Source organism: Paenibacillus sp. NRS-1782 (assembly GCF_050467685.1).
GTDB lineage: Bacteria > Bacillota > Bacilli > Paenibacillales > Paenibacillaceae > Paenibacillus > Paenibacillus terrae_A.
Genome location: NZ_JBITPH010000015.1, coordinates 1 through 15,380, shown reverse-complemented (window position 1 = coordinate 15,380; position 15,380 = coordinate 1). Strand labels below are relative to the sequence as shown.

11 protein-coding genes and 2 pseudogenes are annotated in these 15,380 nt (G+C 47.3%); 8 read left to right on the top strand and 5 right to left on the bottom strand.

Annotated elements, in window-relative coordinates:
• Window positions 1-19: 19 nt before the first annotated feature.
• The 5 genes and pseudogenes from ACIFQM_RS06040 (at window position 20) to ACIFQM_RS06020 (ending at window position 6,631) form a co-directional block, all read left to right on the top strand.
• Window positions 20-736, top strand: a complete 717-nt coding sequence (locus ACIFQM_RS06040; RefSeq protein WP_430048547.1) for a phosphoribosylglycinamide synthetase — start codon at window positions 20-22, stop codon at window positions 734-736.
• A gap of 150 nt (window positions 737-886) precedes the next feature.
• Window positions 887-1,765: a M15 family metallopeptidase gene (locus ACIFQM_RS06035; RefSeq protein WP_430048543.1), complete on the top strand. Its 879-nt coding sequence runs from the start codon at window positions 887-889 to the stop codon at window positions 1,763-1,765.
• A 216-nt stretch (window positions 1,766-1,981) separates the two neighbouring features.
• The gene (locus tag ACIFQM_RS06030) at window positions 1,982-5,119 is read left to right on the top strand and encodes an ATP-binding protein (protein WP_430065148.1); all 3,138 of its coding nucleotides are present in this window, start codon (window positions 1,982-1,984) and stop codon (window positions 5,117-5,119) included.
• A 145-nt stretch (window positions 5,120-5,264) separates the two neighbouring features.
• Window positions 5,265-5,354 (top strand): annotated as a pseudogene (locus ACIFQM_RS06025) (DUF350 domain-containing protein); the annotation flags it as partial.
• A 200-nt stretch (window positions 5,355-5,554) separates the two neighbouring features.
• On the top strand, window positions 5,555-6,631 hold the full coding sequence (locus ACIFQM_RS06020; RefSeq protein WP_430037683.1) for a Gfo/Idh/MocA family protein: 1,077 nt from the start codon (window positions 5,555-5,557) through the stop codon (window positions 6,629-6,631).
• Window positions 6,632-6,721: 90 nt separating this feature from the next.
• On the opposite strand, the gene ACIFQM_RS06015 is transcribed toward ACIFQM_RS06020, so the two are convergent.
• Together ACIFQM_RS06015 and ACIFQM_RS06010 are read right to left on the bottom strand one after the other, a co-directional pair.
• Complete coding sequence (locus ACIFQM_RS06015) at window positions 6,722-7,222, bottom strand: NAD(+) diphosphatase (protein WP_430037686.1); 501 nt, start codon at window positions 7,220-7,222, stop codon at window positions 6,722-6,724.
• Between the two features lie 139 nt (window positions 7,223-7,361).
• Window positions 7,362-8,577, bottom strand: a pseudogene (locus ACIFQM_RS06010) (MFS transporter).
• Window positions 8,578-8,741: 164 nt separating this feature from the next.
• On the opposite strand from ACIFQM_RS06010, the gene ACIFQM_RS06005 reads away from it, so the two are divergent.
• Together ACIFQM_RS06005 and ACIFQM_RS06000 are read left to right on the top strand one after the other, a co-directional pair.
• Window positions 8,742-9,164 (top strand): MarR family winged helix-turn-helix transcriptional regulator, encoded by a 423-nt coding sequence (locus ACIFQM_RS06005; RefSeq protein ID WP_430037689.1) that lies wholly within the window; start codon window positions 8,742-8,744, stop codon window positions 9,162-9,164.
• Window positions 9,165-9,340: 176 nt separating this feature from the next.
• Window positions 9,341-10,492, top strand: coding sequence for a glycosyltransferase family 2 protein (locus ACIFQM_RS06000; protein ID WP_430037692.1), 1,152 nt, complete (start codon window positions 9,341-9,343; stop codon window positions 10,490-10,492).
• Window positions 10,493-10,696: 204 nt separating this feature from the next.
• Here the strand turns inward: ACIFQM_RS06000 and ACIFQM_RS05995 are convergent, their stop codons facing one another.
• On the bottom strand, window positions 10,697-11,125 hold the full coding sequence (locus tag ACIFQM_RS05995) for a DUF3995 domain-containing protein (protein WP_430048532.1): 429 nt from the start codon (window positions 11,123-11,125) through the stop codon (window positions 10,697-10,699).
• Between the two features lie 12 nt (window positions 11,126-11,137).
• Window positions 11,138-11,692 (bottom strand): TetR/AcrR family transcriptional regulator, encoded by a 555-nt coding sequence (locus ACIFQM_RS05990; protein ID WP_430048529.1) that lies wholly within the window; start codon window positions 11,690-11,692, stop codon window positions 11,138-11,140.
• A gap of 521 nt (window positions 11,693-12,213) precedes the next feature.
• Here ACIFQM_RS05990 and thrS point away from each other — a divergent pair.
• Window positions 12,214-14,127: a threonine--tRNA ligase gene (gene thrS / locus ACIFQM_RS05985; protein WP_430037701.1), complete on the top strand. Its 1,914-nt coding sequence runs from the start codon at window positions 12,214-12,216 to the stop codon at window positions 14,125-14,127.
• 201 nt (window positions 14,128-14,328) lie between these two features.
• On the opposite strand, the gene ACIFQM_RS05980 is transcribed toward thrS, so the two are convergent.
• Entirely contained in the window at window positions 14,329-15,132 is an 804-nt protein-coding gene (locus ACIFQM_RS05980; protein ID WP_430037704.1) for a GTP pyrophosphokinase, read from the bottom strand.
• Between the last annotated feature and the right edge of the window lie 248 nt (window positions 15,133-15,380).

The following is a 15,380-nucleotide window of genomic DNA, read 5'->3' as shown; positions in this document are numbered from 1 at the left end:
CACAGAAAGGATGAAGACGATGACAAGGCCGCGAGTGAAGCTGCGAGTAACTGACGGTCAATGGGAGGCGGAAGTAGAGGAGTACGGAACGGACAATGGTTCGGCGATTGCCCAGGCTGCCCACTGGACTGGCACCGTGCCTGTACTGGACCCGGAACAGCGGAAGGCATGGCTGGAGCAGCTAAAGGCGGAGCCTTGGGACATATACCGTTTTATACAGGGGGAAGCCTGCCTCTCGCTGGATGAGGTCGTTCAGGTAGCAGCCGATGCGGCTACATCCAATCTGGATGACGGCGTTGGTGCAGCCGACGAAGCGAAGAAGGCTCTCCAAGCGGGGCTGGAAAGCGAGCCTCTGCTTGGTCTGGAGCTGATTGGAATGACGCGGGAAGCGCTGCTGGAGTTCGTATTCAGCGCTTGGGCAGGTGAACTGTCCCATGTGCAGGGGGCATCTCTCGCGCATGAGCCAACCTCGCGGTCAGAGGGCGCACGCAGCGGATCGGCGGCGATCAGCGAATGGATTGCTGAATCTGCCGCCGAAGGAGCCTTACATCGTCCGGGCGCGGGCTTCCATGCCATTGAGATTCACCTGCCACAGAAGCTTGCACGTATGAATGAAGCGGACATTACGGCATTGCTGCCGGGTCTGCCCCGTGCGGAAGAGGCACTGAAGCTCATACGTGAGCGTGTAGCTGAACGCGCCCGGGCTACCATTCCACAAAAACGTCATACTCCCTAACAATTCGGGTCTATTCTTTCTTTTTCGGGCCTATTCAGCTTCATTGAACTGGATAACGGCTTCGAAGAGTGTCGAAAGTTCAGTTACAATAGGGGAACGTAAAACCATAGCAAGCCATGCATCAAATGTAATATTGGAGGAGATACCCGCATGAAACAACATATACAACAGAAACGGACCCCTCAGCGCTGGAGCAAAGCGCTTATCCCGGGACTGATTCTGCCGGGGCTGCTGTTGGCAGCGTGCCAGCAGGGAGGTTCGGGTGGACAGGAAAGCGAGCCGCCGAAATCATCCCCGACGACACAGGAGAGCGTCCAGCCTGCCACCCAGTCGAATGCGGGCAATCATAGCACTGAAACTGGACAGGCAGATCCCGTGATGGCGCTACGAAGCGAGAGTGCGCTGCAAGCCACGGTGAAGGAAGATGGGGAGACTGCCATTGTCACCAATGCTACAGCTGATACTGTCGTGGTGAACAAAAATCGCAGCTTGCCTGTTGGCTATGCCCCGGACGATCTGGTGGAGCCAAAGGTACCTTTTTCCTTCGAAGGTCCGCATGAGAAGAGACATATGCGCAAGGAAGCGGCAGAGGCGCTGGAGAGGTTGTTCGACGGTGCGAAGAAGGACGGCATGGAGCTGCGTGCTGTATCGGGGTACCGTTCCTATAAGCGTCAGGTTTCCATTTTTAACAATAATGTGAAGACAAAGGGGCAGGAATACGCCTCTAAAGTCAGTGCTGTACCGGGTACAAGCGAGCACCAGACAGGATTGGCGATGGATGTGTCCAGTCCAAGCGTAGGCAATGTGCTGGAACAATCCTTCGGAGCTTCCAAGGAAGGCGAGTGGCTGGAGAAGCATGCGCCGGAATACGGATTTATTATTCGTTATATGAAGGACAAGGAAGATGTGACTGGCTATGTATACGAGCCTTGGCATATTCGTTATGTGGGAACTGACATCGCGGAGGACTTAGCCAAGCAGGGAATGACGCTGGAGGAATATTTTGACGAGAAGAATATCAAGCTGTAGTAGCCGAGAACAAAGCCGTAATCCTGGGGATTGCGGCAGCAGCGACTATTCCTATGGCGGCTCGCGTAGTGGAGCTCATTCCGGGGGCTAGGATGAATAGGGGGACCTTTGTCGTTACCTGCTCTCTTTAGCAGCCAAGCAAGAGAATGGCTAAATCCTATGCTATAATGTAAATAATTAACAATAAAGAGCGGTCAAAAGAGGTTTTATTCATTTATGACAAAATTGATGAACTTCATACAGGCAAAGCATATAACACTTTTTAAATATATAACCATCATGCTGTTTATTTTTGCTGCATTAGTCAGCATGAGATGGGCGTGGTCTGTCGTTTTTCCCGTATCCGACCACCAGCCCCGTGCTGTTGGCGGCGTGCTTGACCTGCGCGGTATTGATCTGGAAAATTCCCCTGTGCTCTATTTGAATGGAGAATGGCAGTTTTATCCTGGAAATTTTGTTACGGGAGACGAGTTTCTGGAGACGGAACCCGAAGCAAGCCATGTTACCGTACCAGGTGACTGGGGGAGCGCGCTTCAGCAGCATTCAAACAACTCGTACGGGTATGGAACGTATCGTCTTCGCATTTTGATTGATTCGCTTCAGACTCCTGTTTCATTCTGGTTTAAAAATATTGAGGCGGCATCGGAAATTGAAATTAATGGAAAAAATTTTGCCACTATGGGCAAGCTAGCCGACGCTGCAAATGAATATACACCCAAAAGCATCTCTTTTACCTCTACTTATGACACAGAAGGAGTGACCGAGATTGAACTGGTCATTCGTGCGGCAAATTTCGATAACCCCTATAAGGGCGGCATTGTAACTCCGATTCGCTTTGGCACTGCGGCCACTATTGATTTTGTACGCTGGTACTCGATTGGATTTCAGCTGTTCATTTTTCTTATTCTGCTGCTTCATTGCCTGTATGCTTGCATTCTCTATCTATTCAGCTCAAGAGAGAGGACCTTGTTGATCGCAGCGCTGTTAACGATATCCGTTGGCATTACGATTCTAGTAAGTCAAGATAATATACTCTTGTTATGGCTGCCGATTAACTATACATGGGCAATCAAAATTAGACTGATTTCTCTGCTGTGGCAAAATGTGTTTCTGCTTCTGCTATTCAAAAGCTTCAACGCGGCCCCGCTGCGAGAAAAGTGGTTCCAAACCTACATTGCAGCGAATGTTGCTCTTACTGGCATTTTCCTGGTCTCACCAGCCAATATTGCTTATACAATTGTCCATTTCAATGTATTTCATACGATTAATTTCATATCATTCGTCTGGTTTATATACATAGTAGGAACGATGATTTTGCAAAAAAATAAAGATAATGACATCATTTTCTTGCTGTTCTCCGCAGCAAACATCTTATCCAACTTACTGTGGAGTATTGCTGAGAGCGCGAGAGATGTTACGACCGTCTACTATCCCATCGACATTATTTTTGCTATTACTGGCTTTTCTGCCTATTGGTTTAAAAAGTATTTTCGAAATTCGATAGAAAACATGGAATTGAACAAGCAGCTACAAAAAGCGGATAAAATTAAGGACCAGTTTTTGGCTAATACGTCCCATGAACTCCGCACGCCGCTGCACGGTATTATGAACATCGCTTATAACGTTGTCACCAAAGAGAAGACCAGGCTTGCGAAAAGCAGCCTTGAGGATATGCAGCTGCTCATTACGATCAGCAGACGGATGTCACAGCTGCTTGGCGATCTTCTCGATGTCGTTCGGCTTCAGGAACAGCGCATTGTTTTGCAGCGGGAGCCCCTCAGCATTCAGTCCATCGCTCCTGGCGTTGTCGCAATGCTGCAATTTATGAAGGAAAGCAAGCCAATCGAACTGCATATGGAGATACCGGAATCGCTGCCTTTGGTATTGGTGGATGAGAAAAGGCTCGTTCAAATTTTGTATAACCTGCTGCATAATGCGCTTAAATATACCGAGGAGGGAAGCATCTCCGTCTCAGCCGAAATTCGGGACAGGCAGGCTGTTATTCATATTGCCGATACGGGGCCCGGCATGGATGAGGCGACCCTGTCGCGTATTTTTCTCCCTTATGAGCAAGGCTCTGATGGAATAAGCGGTGAGCAGGGCATCGGACTGGGCTTAAGCATTTGCAAGCAGCTTGTCGAGCTGCATAATGGCGACTTGACGGTTCGCTCCAAATTGGGAAAGGGCTCCGTTTTCAGCTTTAATCTGCCTTTAGCAGACGCAGCAGATTTTGAACCCAATCAGGTCCCTATTGCTCAGGATCAAACGAAGGGAATAATAGATGAGGTGCCTGCCGGCTTTCTTTTTCCGCAATCCATTGGGGAAATGGAAGCTGCCGCCGCACTGCCGCCGCTGTTAAAGGAGGAAAAAGCCTATATAATTGCCGTTGATGATAATCCGGTCAATCTAAATGTTCTTGTCAGTATCCTTTCAACGGAGCCTTATAACATTACTACCGCTCGTTCCGGACAGGAGGCGATAGAATTGCTGGGGACCAGGCAGTGGGATCTGATCATAGCCGATGTTATGATGCCGCAAATGTCCGGCTATGAATTAACACAGAAGGTTAGAGAGCAGTTTTCCATGTCAGAGCTTCCTGTGCTGCTCCTTACCGCACGCAGCCAGCAAGCGGACATTTACACCGGATTTTCAGCAGGGGCAAGCGACTATGTGACGAAGCCCGTAGACGCTTTGGAGTTAAAATATCGGATCAGGGCATTGATAGCCCTAAAGCAATCCATTAAAGAGCGTCTACGTATGGAGGCTGCCTATTTGCAAGCGCAAATCCAGCCCCACTTCCTATTCAACACCCTTAATTCGTTAATGGTGTTAAGCGATATCGATACGGAAAGCATGCGCAAGCTGGGTGAGGCCTTCTCGTCCTTTTTACGAATTAGCTTTGATTATCTCAATACGGGGGAGTTAGTAGAGCTGGCCCATGAACTCGCGCTCGTTGAAGCCTATCTATACATCGAAAAAACGCGGTTCGGGGATCGGCTGTCGATTACATGGGAGGTGGAGGCGGGCATGCGGCTGCTGCTTCCTCCGCTCTCAATTCAGCCGCTGGTCGAAAACGCCGTCAAACACGGTCTTCTCAGCCGAAACGCAGGCGGTACGATTCAGCTGTCCATTACTCGCCGGGAGGGCTTCACCCTTATTGAAGTTAAAGATAACGGCAAGGGAATGGAGCAGGAACAGGTCAATCAATTGCAAAATGCGGCTCAGAGTGAAAAAGCAGGCATTGGCATCCCTAATACGAATCGGCGATTGCAGCAGCTGTACGGTCAAGGCTTGTCGATCGTGAGCCGTGTTAATGAAGGAACAACCGTGTCGTTTGTTATTCCAGATAGATAGTAACAAGGCTCACGTCCTGGACAGGGATGATACCATGACGTGAGCCTAAATTCTAATTCGAATCCTGATCAAATATATTATTTATTTCCATATTAATCGTAGGATATTTTATGTTCAGCTTGCTGATACGTTATAACGATAATAAGAAATTGCCGACGGCAATGTGGCTCTGGCGCAACTGCTGCGCTCGATCATCGTCGGGGTGTCTTTTGTGGTAGGCACATTTTTGATGTAGCTCTGTAATGAGGATTGGTATAGAGAAGGTGTGAAAGGATCTGCGAAACCGGACATCGGAATTGCTGGTCCTTTTTTTAATTTATGGACCACTATCGTTTCTGTGGGGACTATTCTGCAAAGCTACGGGTGATACTGCATAGCAAAAAGGAATTTGATGCAGGCATTAAGCCAAATTGAAGAGAAGGGAATTCTGATCACATGAGTACCTCCATCTCCCCAACCAAACCCATTCGTATGGGTGTCATCGGCCTGGGCCTTATCGCTGAATATCACATTAGATCCCTGCAAACCATCTCAGGGGTTTCTATTGTGGCCATTAGTGATGTGAACCCCAATCGCCTTCAACTGCTGGGTAAGCAATTGCAACTTTCTGCTTCCAAGCAATATCCCCATTATGAAGCCTTAATCCGTGACCCGGAGGTGGATGCGATTCTGTCGCTGACACCCAACGATGTGCATTTTGACATCATTCGTATTGCACTGGAAGAACACAAAGCTGTACTGGCGGAAAAACCGTTGACACTCACGTGGGAGGAAGCGCATCAGTTGAAAAAGCTGTATACGGCGAGCCCGGTGCCTTTTCTGGTTCATTATAAGCATCGTTACGGCGCTGCTTTCCAATATGCCAAGCAATTGCTGGATGAACACAAGCTGGGCAACATCTATAACATTCAATTTCGATATCTGATGGATGCATTCTCACCATATCGTCAACATCCGTATACATGGCGCCATAATTTAGCGAAGGCAGGCTCCGGGGTCGTGGGCGATACAGCCTCGCATATTATTGACCTGGCCCGTTTTCTGGTGGGTGAATTTAAAAGCGTCGCGGCGCTGCTACATACGATTACACCCGAGCGGACTGATCCGATCACAGGTCTGCCTGTAAAAGTAGATGTGGAAGACTTCGCTGCTTTCCATGGAATCATAGGGGATAATACCGTCGGCACGTTCATCACCCACAAAAATGCCATTGGCAAACGCCACGAAATCGAAGTTGATATCTATGGCGAGCTCGGTGCGCTGCACGCCAGTCTCAACAACCGGGAAAATGTTCGCATTGTGCTGCGAGATTCGGAGCATCCGAATGCCGAATACGAGAATTGGGCTGTCCCTGCTATCTATGATCATACGGCCTATGGAGACTTCGTGAAGCTGGCAAGGGGAGAGTCCGTGGATCGTGCCCCATTGTTCGAGGACGGGTACAAAAACCAATGGGTCCTCGAACAAATACTGCAATCCTGGAAAGAGAACGGATGTTTAGTGGAAGTGTAGGGGCAAGCATACCAAACTGTGGCCCATAAGATGGATTCCTGAAAAGAGTAACCCTCTTGCGGATCACAGTTCCGCTTGGTTTGAATCACTTCAAATGAATCCAGCTTCGATCTGTTGAATAATGGTCAGCAAGAAGGATTCAGCCAAGCTGTTTTTCAAAACAGCCTGTTTGGCTTCCTCCAGCGTAAACCAACGTGCTTGATCCACCTCTGCGCTGAGAACATCCAGCTTGTCATCGTTCACAATGGATACAAAATTCAGCATCAGTGTATGGGTTCGGTCAAAATACTCGCTGCGCATATATTTATACTCATCCACTTGCAATCCCACTTCTTCCATAACCTCGCGCACCAATGTCTGCTCGGCGGATTCGCCCTTGTTCACATAACCAGCCAGCAAAATAAAATCCTTGATATTGTACTGCTGTATGAGCAACACTTTATCTCTTTGCCGATTGATTACAGCGGTGCTAATTGCAGTGCTGAATATCGGGAACCGAAAGACCTGGCATGTATTGCAATAGGGAATAGGGCCTTCGCCTTCACACTCCTTCACCATTAGTTTTGTTCCACATTCATAGCAATACTTCATCTAAGCGCCACCTTATATCTCATTTTTAAATTGTAAATGTTGCTTGTTATTCCATGTTCGTACTTCGTACGGAATACTCATCATCTTAATTCCACAATAACTATTTTGTCTATGCGCGTTTTCGTTCCTCTCGACTCCTTTATTGCTTTTCCTCCTGTACCTTTGCCCGTCTGGACCCGATCAGCCGCCAGCCTGTCAGCAGTGCCGCCACCAGACAAATGGACGCGGAAGTCATAAAGACCACATGCATTCCTGCCAGAAAAATTTCCGGGTGACCCGGAACCAACCCGGTGACTCGATAACCAGCCTCTTTGCTCATGATATAAAACAGGATCGACGTGGCCAAGGTAATCCCCACCACCATGCCGACGTTGCGGACCAGTGAATTGACACTCCCGGCTGAGCCGAGCTGCGTGCGGGGCACCTTGGACATGATTAGCGAATTGTTCGGCGATTGGAATAAACCACTGCCGATACCCAGCATAGCGATCCAAAGACCCACAAACGGAACGGGACTGCCTGCATGGAGACGAGCCAAGCCAATCTGGGCGACTACCATGACTACCAGTCCGGCAAAGGTGAGCAGCTCAGACCCTATTTTATCTGAAAGCGCACCGCTGAGAGGGGCAACGATAATCATGGAGATGGGAAACAGCATCAGCAGGAACCCTGCATAAAAAGGCGACAGGTTCAGCATATTCTGCGCATAGAAAGGCGAAATAATATTAAAGCAGAAGTTAGCGGTGAATACGAGAAAAGCGCACAGAATACTGAGCGAGAACAACGGCCACCAGACCAATCGGTACATTGACCCAGAAAATATATGGCCAGCCCAGTGAAGAGACGATAATGCCGCCCAAGCTGGGTCCCGCGATACTGCCGAGGGAAACGAAGGTTCCGATTAGGCCGAGTGCCTTGCCTCGTTCGGTGGAAGGAAAGATATCCGTGACGATTCCCTGGCTGTTGGCCATGGTCATGGATGCTCCGAGCGCCTGAATGATTCGGGAGATCAGCAGCATGGGCAGCGAATGGCTGAGACCGCACAGCAGTGAGCCAAGGATGAACACGATCGTGCCGATCTTGAATATTTTAATTTTGCCGACCATATCTCCAAGCTTGCCAAAAAATAAAATGGCTGTACATATAGCCATCAAATAGACTGTTGTGACCCATTCAATCTGTGCTACGGGTAAATTGAGCGTGCGTGACAACACAGGTAGAGCAATATTGACGATGCTTCCATCCAGCGTGGACATAAACGTAAACAGATACAATACAATCAAAATCATCCAACGTTTCTTCTGGATTTCGCTATTTTCCTGATACGTTGCGGCAGCTGTAGCGGTTGAACTCATGATTAGCACCTCTTCATCGTTGACCATTACCATTTAGTTGCACGCGCAACTAAATGACGGTTTTAGTGTACAGCAATTTAGTTGCGTATGCAACAATATTGTTGTAAAATGTGCCTTGGTCCTACCTGAAGATTTGTCATTTTTAAGCCACTGAGGTGTATTTAATGAGAAAAAAACCGATTGGAAAGCTGATTTCCCACCTGTACCGGCGAAATCAAAAAATACTGTCCCAAAAACTGGCTCCTTATGGGATCGGCAGCGGGGGCCAACACAGCTTTTTAAAGCTTATTTTGCAGCATCCGGGCATTACACAGGAACAGTTGACGAATGAACTCAAATTTGACAAAGCAACCACTGCGCGTTCTGTGAAACAATTGGAGAAATCAGGTTACATTGAGCGAGAAACGGACCCGAATGATCGACGCTCCCATCTTTTGTTCCCAACGACCAAGGCATTAGAAGTTTATCCTGTCCTGCAAGGAATCTTGGATGAGTTCAATGCTGATCTTGTCCATAATTTATCTGATGAGGAAGAAGACCTGCTTATCGCCCTGCTGCAAAAGATTAGTATAGACCCTGGTGAATAAAGGTATACAGCGGAGTCATTGGCCGCTCCCCCATCGGCTCCAAAATACATCTCCAATAAAATCAAGCCCGTTTCAATCTTTAGAGGGTGTTTGACTATACCAGGCTAAAGTCATTGAATATATTGTTATCATTCATCTTATTTAAAGGTTTTCTAAAAAATGGGGAGGAGATCACATTGGCTTTCCGCTACAGCATCGTCATTCCAACCTATAATCGAGCCCAGCAGCTGTTGCTCACGCTCGCTTCATTTGAAACACAAACCTATTCGAAGCATCTATTCGAAGTGATTGTAGCTGATGACGGTTCTACAGATGGAACGAAAGAAATGGTCGAAGGCTTCAAAGCATCCTATCCTCTTATCTATGTGTCCCATCCAGAACAACGCGGTCGATCTGCCGTTCGAAATTTGGGACTGCGCCGTGCCAAAGGGCTATACATCATCTTCTGCGATGCTGACTTTTTGGTGTTACCTGAATTCATTAGAATTGTGAGCCGTTATCACCGCAAATACCCCAAAGCCGTGCTTTCAGGCTTCCCTCACTCGTGGGATGATGCTTATACCCATTATTACCCTGACTTTTCCCCTGCGGAAAAAGAACATTTTCGTAATACACTTACACAATCCAACCTATGGAGTGCGGACTTTGAAGTAGCGAATGAAATTATTCCGATCATAACGCCAGACGATATCCTTCATCAAACGGATGCATTGTCCAAGGTTATGATCCCTTCCAGAGTTCCCCCAAATATTAAAAAGCAATTTGCCAAAACGGATGTAGCTCCTTGGACGTTATTAGTTACACGTTGTGTATCCATCAGACGCAGCCATTTGGCTCGTATTGGAGGTTTCAATGAACGGTTTGTACTCTATGGACTCGAAGACTGGGACCTTGGCTACAGGCTGCATCGATTGAAAATCCCTTTTTATTGCATCAAAGAGGTAGTCGGATATCACCAGGAGCATCCAACCCACCTCAGAGGAAACGTTTTAAATATGGAAAATCTAAGAATTATGTTTGAAACCTACGGATTCAATGACTCCTCGTTAAATTTATTCGCCCTTGTACATCCATCCCTGGATTTAGAGACTTACAAAAATACGTTGCGGGTACTGCGCAGGGGAAGCCGATCCAAGCAAACACGTTCGTCAGCGCTGCTGTTGAGGAGAACACTGCGAATGGCAGCCAGGCAGTTCGTTCAACCAAACCATACTCATGCATACAAAAAATCATTACGATGGATAAAAAAGAAAGCAAAGAGTGGGAAAAGTCGAGTCGCTCACGTGTTACGAGACATGGTGCTGAAGTCTGAAAAGCTGGTAGAGTAGTGTTGCTCGTTTTCAACGTGCAGCTCATACCCATCACATCTTCCCTATTGAGTGCAGGTAATTCAGGAAATGAAAAATCCACAATCTCACTCGATTGTGGATTTAGCAAAATGGAGGCGAGCGGAGTCGAACCCCTGTCCGAAGATAACGACACATAAGCTTCTGCGAGTGTAGTTACAGATTCAATATGACTACAGTCCGTGTCTACCCCGTACGCAAGAACATAATCATTAAAATGGCTGTTCCCAAAAGGAAACAAAGGGGGGAATAGAGCACACAGTCCCATGTTGCAAAAACGGTTCCTTTCTTTCTCTTGAAAAACCCTACCCATTTGAAATCACCTATAGAACGTAAAATAAATAAACACGACAACAAGCCTGCTCCGTAGGAATAGAAGGGGTTGAAAAGCAGGAAGGGTGTAACTCCCCCTAGTTCCAAGACGAACCAAGCGGCTAAAGCTAACAAAATGGCTACAATCGCTGTACCTGTTTTAGAAGGCTCGAAGAGTAAGGCCGTTCCTGTGCTCGGGATCGCCGCTTTAGATCCTCTTTTCCCGCCAAATGCCCAATATACGTGCATGCCGCTCAGTACCAAAAGAATTCCTCCAACTGCCCATGTAAGTAACTCCAACATGTGACATCCTCCTTAAATCGAAATCCACTCCGTCCAAATCATGTGAATATGTTGATGAATGGCTTCATCACTTAACGTCTCTTGTTTGTGCCGCTCATACCACCCTAAGTAATAATGGTACAACATCCATGATCTCTGGAAGGCTTTCTCTGGCTGCATACCCTTTTGGATAAATAACTGCTGCATAAACTCCGTTCTCATCTGTTCCACTTCATCCAGAATGGAGTGATACGTATCATCCTTCAATGACAGCTTCCGTAGATAAAACAGGAAGTCTCCCCGTTTCGTCGTCCCGAACATTCGGGTCAGCACGTCTCTGATTCGTTCGTCTGCGGTAGCATGGATGATGGACGCTGCAATAACCTGTTGTGTTGTCTGTTCCTTCCACGTCTCAACAATCTGTCTAATATAGCTGCTGCGATTGTCAAAATACCAATAAAAACTGCTCTTGCTGCATCCTAAAGAAACAGCCATTTTTTCGATAACGAGCTGCTCGATTCCACCCTGCTCAAACCGTTTGATTCCTTCTTGGATCCATTGCTCTTCTGTGACAATGATTTTGGGCAACTTTTCTTCCCCCTCTCTTGTTTTTTTCTGTACGATATCGTCTAGATAGGTTTATATTACAGAGCTTTTGGAATGATGTAAATAGATGTACATAAACAGCCACTTGAAATAGCTGCGGATTTGATCTATAATGCTGTAGCATATAGTGATATTCAAGGCATTGACCAAAGACAGGATTTCCTTGAAGGGCCGTTCAGAGAGAAAAGACTTGGCTGAGAGCTTTTCCGGCAACCGCAAGTGAAGTTACCCCTTTGTAGCCGTGACGTTGAACCTGTAGCTGTGCAATGTGACAGTGACATCAGTAAGCGCCTACCGATTTATCCCCGTTAACGGATACCAATGGAGGGTCACGCATGTCGTGCATGAACATGTTTAATGAACATGGATGTACGTGCAGGAGCGGACCGAACTAGGGTGGAACCACGAGCTGAACGCACTCGTCCCTTGAGGGAGAGAGGCGTTTTTTTGCGTTCAATTTTGATATATAGCATGTACCTACAATTTGAATGGAGGCTTTAATCGTGAGTATTCAAGTGAAATTGCCAGATGGAGCGGTACGGGAGTACGAGCAGGGTGTAACCATTGCCGACGTGGCGGGTTCGATCAGCTCCGGTCTGAAAAAGAATGCAGTAGCAGGTAAAGTGAATGGGAAGGCTGTGGATCTGAATACTGTTTTGGAGCAGGACAGCGACCTGGAAATTATTACGCTGGATAGCGGGGACGGTCTGGAAATTTATCGTCACAGCACAGCGCATTTGCTGGCACAAGCCCTCAAACGCATTTACGGTGAGAAAAACGTAAAGCTGGGTATTGGTCCAGTCATTGACAGTGGCTTCTACTATGACATTGATATCGGAAACCCGTTGTCCGTTGACGATCTGGCGAAGATCGAGAAGGAAATGACGAAGATCGCTCAGGAGAATCTGCCGATTACACGTCGTGTCGTTAGCCGTGAGGAAGCAACTCGTATTTTCGGAGAGCTGGAAGATCCGTTGAAGCTGGAACTGATTCGCGATTTGCCAGAGGATGCGGAAATCACGATCTACGATCAGGGCGAATTTTTTGACCTGTGTCGTGGCCCGCATTTGCCATCTACAGGCCGCATTAAAGCTTTTAAACTGCTGAGTGTAGCAGGTGCATACTGGAGAGGCGATTCCAACAACAAGATGCTGCAACGTATCTACGGAACTGCATTTCCGAAAAAAGCACAGCTGGACGAGCATCTGCACCTGCTGGAGGAAGCGAAAAAACGTGACCACCGCAAGCTGGGTAAAGAGCTGGAGCTGTTCATGTTCTCCGAGGAAGCACCGGGTATGCCGTTCTACCTGCCTAAAGGTATGGTTGTCCGTACTGCGCTGGAGGATTACTCCCGCGAAATTCAACGCCTGCATGGCTATGAGGAAGTACGCACACCGCTGATGATGAACAATCGTCTGTGGGAGCAATCGGGACACTATGAGCATTACAAGGAAAATATGTACTTCTCCGAAGTAGATGAAACTACATTTGCTCTGAAACCGATGAACTGCCCGGGGCATATGCTCGTGTTTAAAAATGAGCTTCATTCTTACCGCGATCTGCCGATTCGTATCTCCGAATTTGGACAAGTGCATCGCCATGAGCTGTCCGGTGCGTTGAACGGTATGATGCGTGTTCGTACATTCTGTCAGGATGATGCGCACATTTTCGTTACTCCGGGTCAGATTGAGCAAGAGATTACAGATGTAATCAAGCTGATTAACGAAATGTATAGTGTGTTTGGCTTTGACTTCACAGTGGAGTTGTCCACGCGTCCGGATGACTTTATGGGCGAGCCAGCGCTGTGGGATCAAGCGGAACAAGCTCTGCAAAACGTGCTGGATCACCTGGGCATCAACTACCGTATTAATGCGGGAGATGGAGCATTTTACGGTCCGAAAATTGACTTCCACATTCTCGATGCGCTCAAACGCAGCTGGCAGTGCGGAACGATCCAATTGGACTTCCAAATGCCTGAGAAGTTCGACCTCACTTATGTGGGCGAGGATAACCAGAAGCACCGTCCAGTCGTTATTCACCGTGCCATCTACGGTTCTATTGACCGCTTCATGGGCATCCTGACTGAGCATTTTACAGGTGCATTCCCATTGTGGCTGACTCCTGTTCATGCGAAGCTGCTGCCAGTATCCGAGAACTATATTGAGACTGCCAATGAGATACAGGATGCATTGCTGAAAGCAGGTCTGCGTGTCGAAGTAGATACTCGCAATGAGAAGCTTGGTTATAAAATCCGCGAGGCACAATTGGAGAAGGTTCCATATATGTTCGTCATCGGGGAAAATGAAAAAACATCCGGTACTGTAGCGGTTCGCAAACGGGGCGAAGGCGATCTGGGATCGCTCAGCATTGCGGATATCGTTGAGAAAATCAGCACAGAAATCCGTGAGAAGCAATAAGCTCTGGATAAAAGAAATAGAGCAAGACGAAAAAATATAGAGCAAAAGAGCGCTCAAGCCACGATAAAAGTGGTTTTGAGCGCTCTTTATTTAATAATCAGGATTTTGCAAAATCCTCATAACGCAAAATTTGCAATGCTGAAGCTGAATCGAGGCTGTTGATGCCTCAGCCCAATGTTCAAGGATCATATACACCCATGCCTAGCAGGTCTGCGGCCGGGATTCGATGTGATCCGTGGCGTGGGAGAGTGTCTTCGAAGAGGATTCCGCAGCAGTTGGCTGCTCCGAGGATTCTGCTTGATCTTGCTCCTCACTGAGCGACAAGATTTCGCCGCGCAGTTTTAGCATTTTCTGATCCAGCTCATAGGTTGCACGCGCAGCCTCGGATAATCCGTTAACGACATGCTCAGGCACTTTCTTATCGAACTTATAGTACAAAATATGCTCCATGCTGGCCCAGAAATCCATAGCCAGTGTGCGGAGCTGAATTTCAACCTTGATCCAGCGCGTACCTTCAAACAGAATTAGCGGAACTTCTACAATCACATGAAGGCTCTGATAGCCGTTGGGCTTGGGTTGGGCGATATAGTCCTTGATCTCCAGAATGCGGATGTCTTCCCGTGTGCGCAGGTGATCCATCAGGCGGTAAATATCTTTGACAAAAGCACACACAACTCGCATACCCGCGATGTCATGAATTTCACGCAGTATATTGTCCAGGGTGACCTCATAGCCTTTGCGTCGAACCTTTTCCACAATGCTGTGAGGCTCTTTGATTCGGGTCTTGATATGCTCAATTGGGCTAAAGCCGTCCATCAGCTTCCATTCGGTCTGAATCAGCTTGATTTTGTTCTTTAATTCCTCCAGAGCCAACTGATAAAGGACGGGGATCTTTCTCCATTCCTCCAGTTGCTTGGCGTTAACTCCGTTCTGCTCCAGCTGTAGCTGAAATTCCTGTAAGGGCAAAGGGACAGCATTCAAGTGCTTCCAATCCGGTTCATTCACAGGCCATTCTCCTAAGTGAGGCTTACGATGTCCTCGATCTATTTCGTAAATATGCACTACCGTATATATTGTACACTATGTCAAAACCTACAGGCAAAGGAGAAGAGGCGGTGGGAAGAAAAAAAGGATAACAATTTATATTGTAAAACCGAGTAAACCGATGTATAATTGCTGAAATGTTGCTTTGAAGCATTTTTTTTAAAATTACATGAAGCTCTGTTAATTCATCTATATAAGTTGAACTTAAG

Excerpts from the sequence above, each read along its gene's own strand:
- ACIFQM_RS06015 (WP_430037686.1), bottom strand. The coding sequence starts at position 7,222 with ATGAAGTATTGCTATGAATGTGGAACAAAACTAATGGTGAAGGAGTGT.
- ACIFQM_RS06035 (WP_430048543.1), top strand. The coding sequence starts at position 887 with ATGAAACAACATATACAACAGAAACGGACCCCTCAGCGCTGGAGCAAA.
- ACIFQM_RS05995 (WP_430048532.1), bottom strand. The coding sequence starts at position 11,125 with ATGTTGGAGTTACTTACATGGGCAGTTGGAGGAATTCTTTTGGTACTG.
- ACIFQM_RS06040 (WP_430048547.1), top strand. The coding sequence starts at position 20 with ATGACAAGGCCGCGAGTGAAGCTGCGAGTAACTGACGGTCAATGGGAG.
- ACIFQM_RS06030 (WP_430065148.1), top strand. The coding sequence starts at position 1,982 with ATGACAAAATTGATGAACTTCATACAGGCAAAGCATATAACACTTTTT.
- ACIFQM_RS06005 (WP_430037689.1), top strand. The coding sequence starts at position 8,742 with ATGAGAAAAAAACCGATTGGAAAGCTGATTTCCCACCTGTACCGGCGA.
- ACIFQM_RS06020 (WP_430037683.1), top strand. The coding sequence starts at position 5,555 with ATGAGTACCTCCATCTCCCCAACCAAACCCATTCGTATGGGTGTCATC.